This is a genomic window from Pseudomonas sp. AFG_SD02_1510_Pfu_092 (assembly GCF_003331055.1).
In the GTDB taxonomy this organism is placed as follows: Bacteria; Pseudomonadota; Gammaproteobacteria; order Pseudomonadales; family Pseudomonadaceae; genus Aquipseudomonas.
The window spans coordinates 80,612-94,282 of record NZ_PUQD01000003.1 but is presented as its reverse complement, the minus strand read 5'-3'; the positions used below and the strand labels follow the sequence as shown (position 1 = coordinate 94,282).

Genomic DNA, 13,671 nt, shown 5'->3' with positions numbered 1-13,671 from the left:
TGTTGCCTGCCACCATGCACTGTCCCTTTTGCGGTGCCAACGACACCAAGGTCATCGACTCGCGCCTCGTCGCCGAGGGCGAGCAAGTGCGCCGTCGCCGTGAATGCGTTGCCTGCGGCGAGCGCTTCACCACCTTCGAAACCGCCGAACTGGTACTGCCGCGGCTGATCAAGCAGGACGGCACGCGCCAGCCCTTCGACGAAGAAAAACTGCGCGCGGGCATGCAGCGGGCACTGGAAAAGCGCCCGGTCAGCGTCGAGCGCCTGGAAGCGGCGCTGGCGCATATCAAGAGCCGTCTGCGGGCCACCGGCGAGCGCGAAGTCAAATCGCTGGTAGTGGGTGAAATGGTCATGGCCGAGCTGCGCAAGCTCGACGAAGTGGCCTACATCCGTTTCGCCTCGGTCTACCGGCGCTTCCAGGACCTCGACGAATTCCGCGAAGAAATCGACCGCCTGGCCCGCGAGCCGGCCAAAGAGTGAGCATGCCCAGCCAGACGGCCATCCTCGACGCCCACTACATGGCCCGCGCGCTGGAGCTGGCGCGCAAGGGCGTGTACAGCACTCACCCGAACCCGCGCGTAGGCTGCGTGATCGTGCGCGATGGCGAGGTGGTCGGCGAGGGCTGGCACGTGCGCGCCGGCGAGCCGCATGCCGAAGTGCATGCCCTGCGCCAGGCCGGTGAACGCGCCCGCGGCGCTTGCGCCTACGTCACCCTGGAGCCATGCAGCCACCATGGGCGCACGCCGCCGTGCGCCGAAGCGCTGGTCAAGGCTGGTGTGGCGCGCGTGGTCGCGGCCATGCAGGACCCCAACCCGCAGGTGGCGGGGCAGGGCCTGCGGCGCCTGGCCGAGGCCGGTATCGAAGTGACCAGCGGCGTGCTCGAGGCCGAGGCCCGAGCCCTCAACCCGGGCTTTCTCAAGCGCATGGAGCACGGCCTGCCGTTTGTCCGCGCCAAGCTGGCCATGAGCCTGGACGGCCGCACCGCCATGGCCAGTGGCGAAAGCCAGTGGATCACCGGCGCGGCTGCGCGTTCCGCCGTGCAGCGCCTGCGCGCCCGTTCCAGCGTGGTGCTGACCAGCGCCGCCAGCGTGCTGGCCGACAACGCGCGGATGACCGTGCGCGCCGGCGAGCTTGGCCTGGACGCCGAGACCACGACGCTGGCCGTCAGCCGTACACCGCTGCGCGTGCTGGTCGATGGCCGCCTGCGCCTGCCACTGGACGCGCCATTCTTCCGCGCCGGCCCGGCCCTGGTGGTGACCGCTGTCGCAGATGACCCGCGCTATGCCGCTGCCGGCCACGAACTGCTCAGCCTGCCGGGCGACAATGGCCAGGTCGACCTGCCGGCGCTGCTGCAGGTGCTGGCCGCGCGCGGCGTCAACGAAATCCTGCTGGAAGCCGGTGCCGGTCTTGTCGGCGCGTTCGCCCGGCAGGGCCTGATCGACGAGTACCAATTGTTCGTCGCCGGCACGTTCCTTGGCTCCCAGGCCCGCCCGCTGCTGGACTGGCCGCTGACGAAGATGAGCGAGGCGCCGCGGCTGAAAATTACCGAAATGCGTGCAGTGGGCGATGACTGGCGGGTCACGGCCATCCCCCTGCTGGCGCCCGGCGTATAATGCCGGGCTTGCCCCGCGCAAACCGTTTTTGAGGAAGACCCCATGTTCACCGGCATCATCGAATCCATCGGCACCATCCGCAGCCTGACCCCCAAGGGTGGCGACGTGCGCGTCTACGTCGAAACCGGCAAGCTCGACCTGGGTGACGTCAAGCTCGGCGACAGCATCGCCGTCAACGGCGTGTGCCTGACCGCCGTCGAACTGCCGGGTGACGGCTTCTGGGCCGACGTCAGCGTCGAAACCCTCAAGCGCACTGCCTTCATCGACCTCAAAAGCGGCAGCAAGGTCAACCTGGAGAAGGCCCTGACCCCGACCACCCGCCTGGGCGGGCACCTGGTCAGCGGCCATGTCGATGGGGTCGGCGAAATCATCTCGCGCAGCGATAACGCCCGCGCCATCCAGTTCCGCGTACGCGCACCGAAGGAACTGGCCAAGTACATTGCCCACAAGGGTTCGATCACCGTCGACGGCACCAGCCTGACGGTCAACGAGGTCAATGGCGCCGAGTTCGAGCTGACCATTGTCCCGCACACCCTGTCCGAAACCATCATGGCCGACTACCGTGCAGGGCGTCGGGTAAACCTTGAGGTCGACCTGCTGGCCCGTTACCTGGAGCGTCTGCTGCTGGGTGACAAGGCTGCCGAGCCGAGCAAGGGCAGTGGCATTACCGAAAGCTTCCTGGCCGCCAACGGCTTCTTGAAATCCTGATTGAGAAGGGGGTGCCGCGTGGCGCTCAACAGCATCGAAGAACTGGTCGAAGACATCCGCCAGGGCAAAATGGTCATCCTCATGGATGACGAAGACCGCGAGAACGAAGGCGACATCATCATGGCAGCCGAGTGCTGCCAGCCCGAGCACATCAACTTCATGGCCAAGCACGCCCGTGGCCTGATTTGCATGCCGATGACCCGCGAGCGTTGCGAAACGCTGAAGCTGCCGCTGATGGCGCCGCGCAACGGCTCGGGCTTCGGCACCAAGTTCACCGTGTCGATCGAAGCCGCCGAAGGTGTCACCACCGGCATCTCGGCCGCTGACCGCGCGCGTACCGTGCAGGCGGCCGCCGCCAAGGATGCCAAGGCCGAAGACATCGTCAGCCCGGGCCATATCTTCCCGCTGATGGCCCAGCCTGGCGGCACCCTGGCCCGCGCCGGCCACACCGAGGCTGCCTGCGACCTGGCGCGCATGGCCGGTTTCGAGCCGAGTGGCGTGATCTGCGAAGTGATGAACGACGACGGCACCATGTCGCGCCGCGCCGAGCTGGAAGTGTTCGCTGCCGAGCACGGCCTGAAGATCGGCACCATCGCCGACCTGATCCACTACCGCATGATCCACGAGCGCACCGTACAGCGGGTCTCCGAGCAACCGGTGGAAAGCGAGCTGGGCGAGTTCAACCTGGTCACCTACCGCGACGCAGTGGAAGGCGACGTGCACATGGCCCTGACCCTGGGCAAGATCTGCGCCGAAGAGCCGACCCTGGTGCGCGTGCACAACATGGACCCGCTGCGTGACCTGCTGCTGGTCAAGCAACCGGGCCGCTGGAGCCTGCGCGCGGCCATGGCCGCCGTGGCCGAGGCCGGTAGCGGCGTGGTCTTGCTGCTGGGCCACCCGCTGGATGGCGATGTGCTGCTGGCACACATTCGCGAAAGCGCCGGCGATGCGCCGGTCAAGGCACCGACCACCTACAGCACCGTGGGTGCCGGTTCGCAGATCCTGCGTGACCTCGGTGTGCGCAAGATGCGCCTGATGAGTTCGCCGATGAAGTTCAACGCGATATCCGGATTCGATCTGGAAGTTGTAGAATACGTGCCCTCCGAGTGACTTGAGGCGGCAATGACGCCCTCTGCTCGAGTCCAGACCCCTGTCGAGGCCGCTTGTATGCGGCCTCGCTCTTGAACATGAGAATATCGGAATGACCCTGAAGACCATCGAAGGTACCTTCATCGCCCCCAAAGGTCGCTATGCTTTGGTGGTTGGCCGCTTCAACAGCTTCGTCGTCGAAAGCCTGGTAAGCGGTGCCGTTGATGCCCTGGTACGCCACGGTGTCAGCGAAAGCGACATCACCATCATCCGTGCCCCGGGCGCGTTCGAAATCCCGCTGGTGGCACAGAAGGTCGCCCAGCAAGGCGCCTACGACGCGATCATCGCCCTGGGCGCCGTGATCCGTGGTGGCACCCCGCACTTCGAATACGTGGCGGGCGAATGCACCAAGGGCCTGGCCCAGGTGTCCATGGAATTCGGTGTTCCGGTGGCGTTCGGCGTGCTGACCGTCGACTCCATCGAACAGGCCATCGAGCGCTCCGGCACCAAGGCCGGCAACAAAGGTGCTGAAGCTGCCCTGTCCGCTCTGGAAATGGTCAGCCTGCTGGCGCAGTTGGAGGCCAAGTGATTAGCGACGAAAGCGATCGTTTCAACCCGCGCGATCCAAAACCTGCGGATGCCGGCAAGCCCTCGAAGAGCGCCAAGCGCCGCGAAGCCCGCAAGCTCGCGACCCAGGCGCTGTACCAGTGGCACATGGCGCAGCATTCGCTGAACGAGATCGAAGCGCAGTTCCGGGTCGATAACGATTTCACCGATGTCGACGGTGCCTATTTCCGCGAGATCCTGCATGGGGTCCCGGCGATCAAGAGCGAAATCGACAGCGCCCTGAAGCCGTGCCTGGACCTGGCACTGGAAGAGCTCGACCCGGTCGAACTGGCCGTGCTGCGTCTGTCCACCTGGGAGTTCATCAAGCGCGTCGATGTACCGTACCGCGTGGTGATCAACGAAGGTGTCGAGCTGGCCAAGGTCTTTGGTGCCACCGACGGCCACAAGTTCGTCAACGGCGTGCTGGACAAGCTGGCGCCCAGCCTGCGCGAAGCAGAAGTCAAGGCGAACAAGCGCTGATTCTGGCGCTGCCTGACCATGGGTGAGTTCGAGCTGATCAACCATTACTTCGCCGCCGCGCCCTGTGCGCAGGGCGGCGAAGGCGTGGCCCTGGGTATCGGCGACGACTGCGCCCTGCTGGCGCTACCCCCCGGTGAACACCTGGCAGTGTCGACCGACACGCTGGTCGCCGGGGTGCATTTTCCTGCTGTTTGCGACCCGCTACTGCTGGGCCAGCGTTCCTTGGCCGTGGCGGCCAGTGACCTGGCAGCCATGGGCGCGACTGCCATCGGCTTTACCCTCGCCCTGACCCTGCCCGACGTTGGCCCGGACTGGCTGGCGGCCTACGCCAACGGCCTCAGCCGCATGGCCCACCGCTGCCGTATGAGCCTGATTGGCGGCGACACCACCCGTGGTCCGCTGAGCATCACCGTCACCGTGTTCGGCCGCGTGCCGGCTGGCCAGGCGTTGCGCCGCAGCGGCGCCCGGCCAGGCGACCTGCTGTGTGTTGGCGGCACGCTGGGCAAGGCCGCCGGTGCCTTGCCGCTGGTGCTGGGTGAGCGCGAGGCGCCTGCTGCGCAGGCCGAGCCGCTGCTGGCCCATTACTGGTCGCCGATGCCGCAGCTTACCCTGGGCGAGTGGCTGCGTGGCCGGGCAACGGCGGCGCTGGACATCTCCGACGGCTTGCTGGCTGATTGCGGGCATATCGCCAAGGCGTCCGGTGTGGCGCTTGAGGTGAACCTGGCCCAGGTCCCAGTGTCTCCTGCTGTAGAGGCGTTCCTCGGCCGCGAAGCGGCAGTGCAGGCAGCGCTCAGCGGTGGCGACGATTACGTACTGGCTTTCACCTTGCCGCCCGAAGCGCTGGCGCCTCTGGCGAACCTCGGTTTCATCGAGGTGCACACCATTGGTCGGGTGCTCGAAGGGCAGGGTGTGACCCTGCGTGACGCACAAGGCCGCGACATCACCCCCGAGCAGCGGGGCTATCAACACTTTAGGGAGACACCGTGACCGATCACCCCAACCAGGTGCCTGCGGAGTTCGTTCCGCCTTCGGTCTGGCGCAACCCGTGGCACTTCATTGCCTTCGGCTTCGGCTCCGGCACCTTGCCCAAGGCGCCGGGCACCTGGGGCTCGCTGGTGGCCATACCGTTCATTCCGCTGTGGCAGATGTTGCCCGACTGGGGCTACTGGCTGCTGCTGGGCGTGAGCATGCTGTTCGGCTTCTGGCTGTGCGGCAAGGTGGCCAACGATTTGCGAGTGCACGACCACGAAGGCATTGTCTGGGACGAAATCGTCGGCATGTGGATCACCCTCTGGCTGGTGCCGGAAGGTTGGCAATGGCTGCTGGCGGGGTTCCTGATGTTCCGCTTCTTCGACATCCTCAAGCCATGGCCGATCCGCTGGGTCGATCGCCATGTGCACGGCGGTGTCGGGATCATGCTCGACGATATCCTTGCCGGTGTATTCGCCTGGCTGGGCATGCAGGTGCTGGTGTGGGCGGTTGCCTGATACAGGAAGCGCGCGCATGACCCTGAGGGCAGCGCTGCTGGCGATGCTGCTGAGCCTTGCCCCTTGGCTGTCGGCTGCCGACGGCGTGCCGAAGCAGATTCACCTGGTCAGCGAAGAATGGCTCGACTACACCAACGCCGATGGCAGCGGAGTGGCCTGGGATGTGCTGCGCAAGGTATTCGAGCCGGCCGGGGTCAAGGTGGTGATCCAGAGCGCCCCTTACAGCCGTGCGCTCGGCCTGGTCAAGCGTGGCGAGGCCGATGCCTGGGTGGGTTCGTACAAGGAAGAGACCCCAGACAACCTGTACCCGCGCTGGCACTTCGATGTGGATCACATCTACGCCCTGGGCCTGGCCAGCAAGCCCATACCTACCGCGGACACCGTCGGCCAGTACCGCCTGGTCTGGGTGCGTGGCTACGCTTTTGGCAGTTACCTGGCGAATGTGCATGATGCCCGCGAAGTGCAGCGCCGCGAAGGCATTCTGCCCATGCTCGAGCATGACCGTGTGGACTTCTACATCGATGCGCAGACCGAGGTCGATTACGTGCTTGGCCAGACCTCCCAGCCCGAACGCTTCCGTCGCACCCATGTGGTCGACCTGCCGCTGTACCTGGCCTTCGCCCGCAACGACCAGGGCAAAGCCCTGCGCGACCTGTTCGACAAGCGCATGGCCGAGCTGGTGCGCAGCGGCGAGCTGAAGGCGATATTCAAGCAGTGGCAGCAGCCGTATCCGTTCCGGGCGGACAGCAAGCCGCATTGACCCCGGGGCGGGGCCTGCTCAACCTAAGCATCGAACTTTTCGATCTTAGACCACGGTATTCAGCCAGCCCACATTGCCCAACCTGCTGATACAATCGGCCAACGAGAAATGTCCTACTTATTCCAGGAGCACAACGTGCCCGTCGTCTTTGTTGCCGCCTCTAAACTCCCGACTCCCTTCGCGACCTTCACCATGCACGGCTTCCTCGATGAAGCTACCGGCCGTGAGCACGTGGTGCTCAGCCTGGGTGACATCGCGGACGGCCAGCCGGTGTTGGGGCGCCTGCACTCCGAGTGCCTGACCGGCGATGCCCTGTTCAGCCAGCGCTGCGACTGCGGCTCGCAGCTGGAAGCTGCACTGCAGGCGATCGCCCGCGAAGGCCGTGGCGTGCTGCTGTACCTGCGCCAGGAAGGCCGTGGCATCGGCCTGCTGAACAAGATTCGCGCCTATGAACTGCAAGATGGCGGCGCCGATACCGTCGAGGCCAACGAGCGCCTGGGCTTCGCTGCCGACCAGCGCGACTATGCCATGTGCCTGCCGATGCTGGAGCATCTGGGCGTGAAGTCGCTGCGCCTGATGACCAACAACCCGCGCAAGGTCAAAGCGCTGACCGACATGAACATCGTCGTTGCCGAGCGCGTCCCGCTGCACACCGGGCACAACCCGCACAACCGCTACTACCTGGCGACCAAGGCCGGCAAGCTGGGGCATATGCTGGGTAACGAGCACCAGGGCGAGGTGCCTCAGGCGTGACCCGCACCGAGGTCAAACGGCGCCTGGCGCTGGCCTGGTGGCAGTACCTGGCGGTCGGCCTGGTGCCGCTGCCAGTGATGGCCTGGGCCTTCGGTGGTGGTGAGGCGCTGGCTTCGGTGCTGGCCATGCCGCTGTTCATTGCCGGTGCGGCGACCATGTTCCTCAGCCTGCCGCGTTTCGGTGCCTACAAGCGCACGTTGATTGCCACTTCGAAAGTGCTTGGCACGGCTGAAGAGCCCGCCGCCTGGATCGAACTGGCGCGGGTACGGCGCCTGGCCATGCTGTATGCCTGTTTCCCCGCCTGGGTCGCCGCGCTGTCGGTACTGGTCGGCCTCGAGGCGGTGCCACAGGTGCTGCTGGCATTGTCCAGCGTGGTGATGCTGTACCTCTATCGTATTCCGCGCCAGCTCGGCTGATTGTCTGCTTGATGGCGCCGATCAGCTGAGCTTCGGCGAGGGCTGCGCCCTCGATCGCTGGCAAGCCAGGCTCCCACAGGGGCCGCACATGGCTTGAGAGCGGCGCGGTCGAGGTGGGAGCAACTGCCTTACTCAATTTCTAAAGGCCGGCGCGATCCCTGTGGGAGCAACTGTCTTACTCAATTTCTAAAGGCTGGCGCGATCCCTGTGGGAGCTGGCTTGCCGGCGATGGGCCGCAAAGCGGCCCCGGCGATTACAGCCCGAGCCTGGCCATCCGAGCCGTCACCGCAGCTTCGATGCCCGCTGCATCCAGCCCGCACTCGGCCAGCATCTGCGCCGGCTTGGCATGCTCGACATAGATGTCCGGCAGGCCCAGGTGCAACAGGGGTTTGACGATCGCCTGGCTGGCCAGAAACTCGCCCACGGCAGCCCCCGCACCACCCATGATGGCGTTCTCTTCGATGGTCACCAGCAGCGCGTGGCTGGCCGCCAGCTCCAGCACCAGCGCCTCGTCCAGCGGTTTGACGAAGCGCATGTCGACCACGGTCGCGTTGATCTGCCCGGCCACCTGCATGGCCTCGGCCAGTTGCACGCCGAACACCAGCAAGGCCACCTTCTCGCCCTGACGGCGGACCACGCCCTTGCCGATTTCCAGCGGCGCCAAGTCACCACTGATCGGTGCATTCGGGCCGGTGCCGCGCGGGTAGCGCACCGCTGCCGGGCCGTTGTACAGGTGGCCGGTGCTGAGCATCTTGCGCAGCTCGTTCTCGTCGCTCGGGGTCATCACCAGCATGCCCGGGATGCAGCGCAGGTACGACAGGTCGTAGCTGCCCGCGTGGGTCGGGCCGTCTTCGCCGACCAGGCCGGCGCGGTCAATGGCGAACAGTACATCCAGGTTCTGCACCGCCACATCATGGATCAGCTGGTCATAGGCGCGCTGCAAGAAGGTCGAGTAGATCGCCACCACCGGCTTGCTGCCCTCGCAGGCCATGCCGGCGGCCAGGGTTACCGCATGCTGTTCGGCGATCGCTACATCGAAGTAGCGTTCCGGGTAGCGCTCGCTGAACTCGACCAGGTCGGAGCCTTCCTTCATCGCCGGGGTGATGCCCACCAGGCGGTTGTCGGCAGCGGCCATGTCGCATAGCCACTGGCCGAACACCGCAGAATACTTCGGGCCGCTGGCTTTTTTCGGCGCGGCAGGTTTGTCGGCCGGCTCCAGCTTGGTGATGGCGTGGTAGCCGATCGGGTCGATCTCGGCCGGGGCGAAGCCCTTGCCCTTCTTGGTCACCACATGCAGGAACTGCGGGCCCTTGAGGTCGCGCATGTTGCGCAGGGTGGCGATCATGGTCGGCAGGTCGTGGCCGTCGATCGGGCCGATGTAGTTCCAGCCCAGTTCTTCGAACAGCGTGCCAGGCACCAGCATGCCCTTGGCATATTCCTCGGTGCGGCGGGCGATTTCCCAGGCACCTGGCAGGCGCGACAGCACTTTCTTGCTGCCTTCGCGCATGCTCGCATAGGTGCGGCTGGAGAGGATCTTGGCCAGGTAGTTGGACAGGCCGCCGACATTGCGCGAAATCGACATGTCGTTGTCGTTGAGGATCACCAGCATGTCGGCGTTGACTTCCTGGGCGTGGTTCAACGCCTCGAAGGCCATGCCGGCGGTCAGCGCGCCGTCCCCGATCACCGCGATCGACTTGCGTGCGCTGTTCTGCAGGCGGGCAGCAATGGCCATGCCCAGCGCGGCGCTGATCGAGGTGCTGGAATGGCCGACGCCAAAGGTGTCGTACTCGCTTTCGCTGCGCCGCGGGAACGCGGCGATGCCGTCCTTCTGGCGCAGGCTGAGCATACGGTTGCGGCGCCCGGTGAGGATCTTGTGCGGGTAGGCCTGGTGGCCCACATCCCACACCAGCCGGTCATCCGGGGTGTCGAACACGTAGTGCAGGGCGATGGTCAGCTCGATGACGCCCAGTCCGGCACCAAAATGCCCACCGGTCTGACCCACGGTGTAGAGCAATTCCTGGCGCAATTCGTCGGCCAGGGTCTCCAGGTCGGCTTCGGCCAGCCGGCGCAGGCCGGCAGGCGTGTCAGCGCGGTCGAGCAACGGCGTGACCGGGCGTTCGCGGGGGATCTCTTGAAACGTCGTGGGCATCAGGCGAGTCGTTATAGGTGTGTGAAGACGCGGCAGTTTACCCCATTGTAGGAAATACTGCCCATTCAGACGGGTGTCGCATGAGGCCGCTGTACAGCCCTTCGCGCAAGCCCGCTCCCACAGGAACCTCACTGGCCTTGAGTGCTATGAAAACCTGTGGGAGCGGGCATGCCCGCGAAGGGCCGCACAGCGGCCCCAGTCAAATCAGTTGCGGCGTTCGACGATGTAGCGTGCCAGCGCCCGCAGCGGTTCGGCGTTTTCGCCGAACCCTTGCAGTGCGACCAGCGCCTGGTCGCGCAGTTCGACCGCATAGGCCTTGGCCGCTTCCAGCCCCAGCAGCGCCGGGTAGGTCGGTTTGTCACGGGCGATATCGGCGCCCTGGCGTTTGCCCAGGGTGGCAGTGTCGCTTTCCACATCGAGAATATCGTCCTGCACCTGAAACGCCAGGCCGATGGCCTGTGCATAGGTCTGCAGGGCATCCAGCTGTGGCTGTTCGGCCCGGGCGCTGGCCAGGGCACCAAGGCGCACGCTGGCTTCGATCAACGCCCCGGTCTTGTGCCGGTGCATGAATTCCAGCGCCTGCTGGTCCAGCTTCAGGCCCACCGAGCCAAGGTCGATGGCCTGGCCACCGACCATGCCTGCCGGGCCGGCGGCCTTGGCCAGGGCCTGGACCATGGCCAGGCGGATGCTGTCGGCCTGCGGGCTCAGGCGTGGGTCGAGCAGGGCGCTGAAGGCCAGGCTCTGCAAGCCATCGCCGGCGAGAATCGCGCAGGCTTCGTCGAACGCTTTGTGGGTGGTCGGCTGGCCCCGGCGCAGGTCGTCGTCGTCCATGGCCGGCAGGTCGTCATGCACCAGTGAGTAGGCATGAATCAGCTCCACCGCGCAGGCCGCGCCGTTGGCCTGTTCGGCCGGGGCGCCCAAGGCTTCGCAGGCGGCATAGACCAGCAACGGGCGTACGCGTTTGCCACCGTTCATCACGCTGTAGCGCATGGCTGCGTACAGCCGTTCGAGTTCCTTGGTCGGGGGTACGAACAACGGCTCGAGCGCGGCGTCGACCCGAGCCTGGCAGCTGGCCTGGTAGGTGCCGATCATGCTTCCGGCTCCGCGTCGAAGGGCTGTGCTGCCAGTTCGCCATCGCGCTCCAGCAGAATCTGCACCTTCTGTTCGGCCTGGGCCAGCGCGCCCTGGCAATCACGGGTCAGGGCGATGCCTTGCTCGAAGGCGGCCAGCGACTCTTCCAGCGACAACTCGCCGTTCTCCAGGCGCTCGACCAGTACTTGCAGGTCTGCGAGGGATTGCTCGAAATCGAGGGAGGCTTTTTTGCGGGCCATGGCGACTGTCTCGGTGGCATTCAGAACGGCGCGACACTAGCAGAGCGGGGCGGGGGGAGCAAACTTCCGGCAGCCTGAGTTGCATTTGCCGGCCACTTCGCGGGTAAACCCGCTCCCACAGGTGCCGCGTCAGGTTCAGAACCGGCGCAGTACCTGTGGGAGCGGGTTTACCCGCGAATGGGCCGCAAAGCGGCCCCATACGATGGATCAGGCAATCTCGGCTTCCCGCTCGACCATCGCCACCCGATACCGCGCCAGCTCTTCGATGGTCAGCACCGGCAAATTGTATTGCCGCGCATACACCGCCACCTGCTCGCCACGGGCCATGCTGCCATCGGGGTTCATCAGCTCGCACAGCACTGCCGCCGGGCGCAGGCCGGCCAGGCGCGCCAGGTCCACCGAACCTTCGGTGTGCCCACGGCGGGTCAGTACCCCGCCATTGCGGGCGCGCAGCGGGAACACATGCCCCGGGCTGACGATATGGCGCTGGTCCGCAGTGGAGCGCAGTGCCGCGCCAATGGTGGTGATGCGGTCCTGGGCCGACACTCCGGTGGTAATGCCTTCCGCCGCCTCGATGGTGACGGTGAAACCGGTGCCATGGCGGGCCTGGTTGTTCTGCACCATCGGTGCCAGCTGCAGGTCGTCGACGGTGGCCTCGTCCAGGCACAGGCAGACGATGCCGCTGCAATCGCGAATCATCATGGCCATGGTCTGCAGCGAGATGTTCTCGGCGGCGGCGATGATGTCCGCTTCGTCCTCGCGGTCGTCGTCATCGAGCAGCAGCACAGGGCGCCCGGCCTGGAAGGCGGCGATGGCGGCGCTGACATTGGGGAATTGCGGGTGGTGCTTGGTGGACATGAAACGCTCCTCGTGAAAAATCGATGAACGTCTCGGGGCGAACAAAATGCGCGCGCAGGGGCGCCCGATGGCCCCTGCCTGACGCCTTCTTTCATCCGGACTATGACCGTCGGCTCTGGAGTTGCACCAGATCTGCTGACCCCCGGCATGGCCGGGGCGCTCGCGGGCTCATCTTTCGATTTACCGCCGGTGGGGACTTTCACCCCGCCCTGAAGACCGGCCAAGCATACAGCAGATTGCCTCCTTGCTGGCAAGCCACGGCTCTACGACCTTTGGCGGTATCATGCGGCTATGCATTCGAGGAACAGCCCATGGATATTCTCCAGGTCGCCGGCGGCAAGCCGGTAAAGTACCTGTGGGAGCGGGCGCGCCCGCGAAGAGGCCGCCACAGGTTTACGGCGACATCCCTTCAATCGCGCCGGTAATAATCAGATTTTTCCCGTTGCGCGTAGGCCATTTCTGAAATAGCTTCCTAGCGCCTTTGCGCCATTGCGGTGCTTTTCTCAGCGGCCTAGTCTGGCCCCGTCGTTGCCAAACCAGCGACCGGGCCTGCAAGCCCGCTCAGAGAACGATTACCGATCACCGATAGCCAATGGCATGCCATTGTGCGCGCTTTATGGTGGCTGCGTACGGGAGGTTTTCGAACCTGCCGGTTTCGTTCTCTGCCGGTCTTGCAGACCCGTACGTGGCCGCCACCCATCACACTGCAAGTCATGAGTGCCGGTCTCTGATTAACCCACAGAGAATGTCACTATGCTAAAAATTGTCCCCGATCCACCCCACGATATTCATTCCCTTGAAGACACACTGATCCAGGCCACGGACTACGCGCTGTGCGCTGCGACCGTTGTGCATCAGGCCATGCAGCTGCAGCCCAAGTCGCCGGCGTCGGTTTTGATGATGACGTCGATGCATGAACTGGAGACGTTGCGGGCTTTGCTGGAGTCGGCACTGATTCAGGTGCAGATGCCCACTGGGCCTCGGACTTTGCACTGAGGTTTTAGTGTTGCTTTGTCTGGGCTGGCCTCTTCGCGGGTAAACCCGCTCCCACAGGATCTCCACAAGCCATGAGGTAGATGCAATACCTGTGGGAGCGGGTTCACCCGCGAAAGGGCCCGTCCAGGCAGTCGAGAATTTTCAGGGGATTCAATAATGACCACAGAAGACACCCAATTCACCGTCGGCAAAACCACCTTCTACCAAGGCGAAAACGGCACCCACCCACTGTTCCGCATCGAACCCGGTATCCCGTGCAAGGACGCCCGCGAGCAGTCCTCGGAACTGATGGGCTATGTCCGCGAACTGACCATCACCGGCCTGATGGACGAGAAACCGATGATGATCTGGGCTGCCCACTACCTGAGTGCAATGGCCAAGGCGCTGATGGACGATGCTGAGTTAGGCATGAAGCATTGAGACAAG

17 protein-coding genes and 1 riboswitch are annotated in these 13,671 nt (G+C 65.0%); of the genes, 13 read left to right on the top strand and 4 right to left on the bottom strand.

Going from position 1 to position 13,671, the window contains the following annotated elements:
• The first annotated feature begins 14 nt into the window (after positions 1-14).
• The 11 genes from nrdR (at position 15) to C6A77_RS02605 (ending at position 7,911) form a co-directional block, all read left to right on the top strand.
• Positions 15-479 carry a transcriptional regulator NrdR gene (gene nrdR / locus C6A77_RS02655; RefSeq protein WP_003255402.1) on the top strand — a complete coding sequence of 155 codons (465 nt, stop codon included), beginning with the start codon at positions 15-17 and terminating at the stop codon, positions 477-479.
• A 2-nt stretch (positions 480-481) separates the two neighbouring features.
• Positions 482-1,612: a bifunctional diaminohydroxyphosphoribosylaminopyrimidine deaminase/5-amino-6-(5-phosphoribosylamino)uracil reductase RibD gene (gene ribD / locus C6A77_RS02650; RefSeq protein ID WP_114167911.1), complete on the top strand. Its 1,131-nt coding sequence runs from the start codon at positions 482-484 to the stop codon at positions 1,610-1,612.
• 42 nt (positions 1,613-1,654) lie between these two features.
• Positions 1,655-2,320, top strand: a complete 666-nt coding sequence (locus tag C6A77_RS02645) for a riboflavin synthase (RefSeq protein ID WP_003255399.1) — start codon at positions 1,655-1,657, stop codon at positions 2,318-2,320.
• Between the two features lie 18 nt (positions 2,321-2,338).
• Positions 2,339-3,430 (top strand): bifunctional 3,4-dihydroxy-2-butanone-4-phosphate synthase/GTP cyclohydrolase II, encoded by a 1,092-nt coding sequence (ribBA, locus tag C6A77_RS02640; protein WP_114167910.1) that lies wholly within the window; start codon positions 2,339-2,341, stop codon positions 3,428-3,430.
• Between the two features lie 91 nt (positions 3,431-3,521).
• Positions 3,522-3,998, top strand: a complete 477-nt coding sequence (gene ribE / locus C6A77_RS02635) for a 6,7-dimethyl-8-ribityllumazine synthase (RefSeq protein ID WP_003255395.1) — start codon at positions 3,522-3,524, stop codon at positions 3,996-3,998.
• Positions 3,995-4,495 carry a transcription antitermination factor NusB gene (gene nusB / locus C6A77_RS02630; RefSeq protein WP_114167909.1) on the top strand — a complete coding sequence of 167 codons (501 nt, stop codon included), beginning with the start codon at positions 3,995-3,997 and terminating at the stop codon, positions 4,493-4,495. The genes ribE and nusB overlap by 4 nt, the downstream gene beginning before the upstream one ends.
• A gap of 18 nt (positions 4,496-4,513) precedes the next feature.
• Complete coding sequence (gene thiL / locus C6A77_RS02625; RefSeq protein WP_114167908.1) at positions 4,514-5,482, top strand: thiamine-phosphate kinase; 969 nt, start codon at positions 4,514-4,516, stop codon at positions 5,480-5,482.
• Positions 5,479-5,982, top strand: coding sequence for a phosphatidylglycerophosphatase A (locus C6A77_RS02620; protein WP_004376077.1), 504 nt, complete (start codon positions 5,479-5,481; stop codon positions 5,980-5,982). The genes thiL and C6A77_RS02620 overlap by 4 nt, the downstream gene beginning before the upstream one ends.
• A gap of 16 nt (positions 5,983-5,998) precedes the next feature.
• Positions 5,999-6,742 (top strand): transporter substrate-binding domain-containing protein, encoded by a 744-nt coding sequence (locus tag C6A77_RS02615; RefSeq protein WP_114167907.1) that lies wholly within the window; start codon positions 5,999-6,001, stop codon positions 6,740-6,742.
• A gap of 135 nt (positions 6,743-6,877) precedes the next feature.
• Complete coding sequence (gene ribA / locus C6A77_RS02610; RefSeq protein WP_003260612.1) at positions 6,878-7,495, top strand: GTP cyclohydrolase II; 618 nt, start codon at positions 6,878-6,880, stop codon at positions 7,493-7,495.
• Positions 7,492-7,911: an MFS transporter gene (locus C6A77_RS02605; RefSeq protein WP_114167905.1), complete on the top strand. Its 420-nt coding sequence runs from the start codon at positions 7,492-7,494 to the stop codon at positions 7,909-7,911. Before ribA ends, C6A77_RS02605 begins: the two co-directional genes overlap by 4 nt.
• A gap of 253 nt (positions 7,912-8,164) precedes the next feature.
• Here the strand turns inward: C6A77_RS02605 and dxs are convergent, their stop codons facing one another.
• From dxs to ribB, 4 genes are all read right to left on the bottom strand, one after another.
• A complete protein-coding gene (gene dxs / locus C6A77_RS02600; protein ID WP_114167904.1) occupies positions 8,165-10,060 on the bottom strand; it encodes a 1-deoxy-D-xylulose-5-phosphate synthase in 1,896 nt (631 codons plus the stop codon).
• A gap of 204 nt (positions 10,061-10,264) precedes the next feature.
• Positions 10,265-11,152, bottom strand: coding sequence for a (2E,6E)-farnesyl diphosphate synthase (gene ispA, locus C6A77_RS02595; RefSeq protein WP_114167903.1), 888 nt, complete (start codon positions 11,150-11,152; stop codon positions 10,265-10,267).
• Entirely contained in the window at positions 11,149-11,391 is a 243-nt protein-coding gene (locus tag C6A77_RS02590) for an exodeoxyribonuclease VII small subunit (protein ID WP_114167902.1), read from the bottom strand. Before C6A77_RS02590 ends, ispA begins: the two co-directional genes overlap by 4 nt.
• Before the next feature lie 207 nt (positions 11,392-11,598).
• A complete protein-coding gene (ribB, locus tag C6A77_RS02580; RefSeq protein ID WP_114167901.1) occupies positions 11,599-12,249 on the bottom strand; it encodes a 3,4-dihydroxy-2-butanone-4-phosphate synthase in 651 nt (216 codons plus the stop codon).
• A gap of 79 nt (positions 12,250-12,328) precedes the next feature.
• A riboswitch (FMN riboswitch) is annotated at positions 12,329-12,470 on the bottom strand.
• Between the two features lie 532 nt (positions 12,471-13,002).
• On the opposite strand from ribB, the gene C6A77_RS02570 reads away from it, so the two are divergent.
• Positions 13,003-13,245, top strand: a complete 243-nt coding sequence (locus tag C6A77_RS02570) for a hypothetical protein (protein ID WP_114167899.1) — start codon at positions 13,003-13,005, stop codon at positions 13,243-13,245.
• 156 nt (positions 13,246-13,401) lie between these two features.
• Positions 13,402-13,665, top strand: a complete 264-nt coding sequence (locus C6A77_RS02565; RefSeq protein ID WP_114167898.1) for a DUF3077 domain-containing protein — start codon at positions 13,402-13,404, stop codon at positions 13,663-13,665.
• Positions 13,666-13,671 lie beyond the last annotated feature (6 nt).

Bases quoted from the DNA above. Each gene is read 5' to 3' on its own strand.
- nrdR (WP_003255402.1), top strand. From the start codon at position 15: ATGCACTGTCCCTTTTGCGGTGCCAACGACACCAAGGTCATCGACTCG.
- ribD (WP_114167911.1), top strand. From the start codon at position 482: ATGCCCAGCCAGACGGCCATCCTCGACGCCCACTACATGGCCCGCGCG.
- C6A77_RS02645 (WP_003255399.1), top strand. From the start codon at position 1,655: ATGTTCACCGGCATCATCGAATCCATCGGCACCATCCGCAGCCTGACC.
- ribE (WP_003255395.1), top strand. From the start codon at position 3,522: ATGACCCTGAAGACCATCGAAGGTACCTTCATCGCCCCCAAAGGTCGC.
- thiL (WP_114167908.1), top strand. From the start codon at position 4,514: ATGGGTGAGTTCGAGCTGATCAACCATTACTTCGCCGCCGCGCCCTGT.
- C6A77_RS02615 (WP_114167907.1), top strand. From the start codon at position 5,999: ATGACCCTGAGGGCAGCGCTGCTGGCGATGCTGCTGAGCCTTGCCCCT.
- dxs (WP_114167904.1), bottom strand. From the start codon at position 10,060: ATGCCCACGACGTTTCAAGAGATCCCCCGCGAACGCCCGGTCACGCCG.
- ispA (WP_114167903.1), bottom strand. From the start codon at position 11,152: ATGATCGGCACCTACCAGGCCAGCTGCCAGGCTCGGGTCGACGCCGCG.
- C6A77_RS02590 (WP_114167902.1), bottom strand. From the start codon at position 11,391: ATGGCCCGCAAAAAAGCCTCCCTCGATTTCGAGCAATCCCTCGCAGAC.
- ribB (WP_114167901.1), bottom strand. From the start codon at position 12,249: ATGTCCACCAAGCACCACCCGCAATTCCCCAATGTCAGCGCCGCCATC.
- C6A77_RS02570 (WP_114167899.1), top strand. From the start codon at position 13,003: ATGCTAAAAATTGTCCCCGATCCACCCCACGATATTCATTCCCTTGAA.
- C6A77_RS02565 (WP_114167898.1), top strand. From the start codon at position 13,402: ATGACCACAGAAGACACCCAATTCACCGTCGGCAAAACCACCTTCTAC.